Raw genomic sequence first — 1,208 nt, 5'->3', positions numbered from 1 at the left:
TGCAGGATCAAGCGGAGCGGCTGTCTGCGGCGGCGGGCCGGTTCAGCGTGTCGGCGGCAGGTGCGGCGATGGCGTTGGGGATGCCGGCGGCGGGGAGTCCGCGCCTCAGTTCACAGCCGGCGGTGGCCGAGGCGGAAGGAGAATGGGAAACGTTTTAAGTGGAAAGAGACCGTTACTACCTAGTTGTGCTGTTGACTGATGGGTTTAGACCCGCTAACAAAACCCCTGATCCTGCGTTGCACCTCCTTGTCGTACTACTCGTACTGCCTGCGTCGGTGCGCCTTGGCTCAGCTTCTCTGCGTGGTTTTGTTAGCAGCTCTTAGTGATGGATGTGTTTGATATTTAGTTAAGCGAAGAAACCGACGGGATTAAATTCCCCATGGTTTTAGCTGGAAGAAGATTTATGACCTTTAAGCACAAGATTGTGGCGGCGGTAATCGTCATTATGCTTAGTTTGGCTTTGCTGGTTTCTATAGTTGTATATGCCCAAAATAAGGTGGAGCTCGAACTGGAGTTCATGCAAAGCACTTTATTGGAGGACGCGGCGAAAATAACCAAGATAACCGATGCATCAATGAACGCATCGACTGCTTGGCGTGAAGCCATGCTGTGGATGACGGAAGAGCAGTTATTGAAACTTGAGCTAGTCGATGAGCATGGTAAAAAGTTAATTGATCGGTCTTCGCCAGCAAAAATGCTTGCTAATGCGGAGGTGGCTATTAATCAAGTGGAAGCTGGCTTGAAGGAAATAAGGGTATATCAAGGTAATTTGAGCGGGCAAGATGCGGATCGATTGAAAGTCTTGCATGAAAACTTGAATAAGCTGAGTGCGGAAAAAATAGCTACGGCGCGCAGATTGATTCAAGTGGCTGCAAATGGAAAGGGGGATATTCGGGATGCCCATGCGGCATGGCAGCGTATAGAGTGGGCATGGATAAGGAAATCATTGGGTGAAATGCACGCTTTATCTCAACAGGCGATAAAAAATAATGTTGATGTATTAACGCGTGACGCAAATCGAACAACATGGCTATCCATCACTTTGGGCTTATTGGTTTTTGCGTTGGTGAGTGGTGTTTTGCTCTGGCAGCTGCGTTTTGTGTCGCGCACGATAGGCGGGCGGATGGAGCGCTTGTTCCGGCATATGGACCACATCGCAAAGGATGACTTCTCCCAGCCGATTCGCTACCGGCCCGGCATGGAGCAGA

1 protein-coding gene is annotated in these 1,208 nt (G+C 50.2%); it reads left to right on the top strand.

Annotated features, from left to right (window positions below):
* Positions 1-403: 403 nt before the first annotated feature.
* A partial coding sequence (locus B0T39_RS24665) for a hypothetical protein (RefSeq protein WP_217806342.1) occupies positions 404-1,208 on the top strand: 805 nt, incomplete at its 3' end.

Source organism: Chromobacterium haemolyticum (genome assembly GCF_002081825.1).
Taxonomy (GTDB): domain Bacteria; phylum Pseudomonadota; class Gammaproteobacteria; order Burkholderiales; family Chromobacteriaceae; genus Chromobacterium; species Chromobacterium fluminis.
Note: the sequence above shows the minus strand (reverse complement) of the source record. Positions and strands in the feature narration are given on the sequence as shown.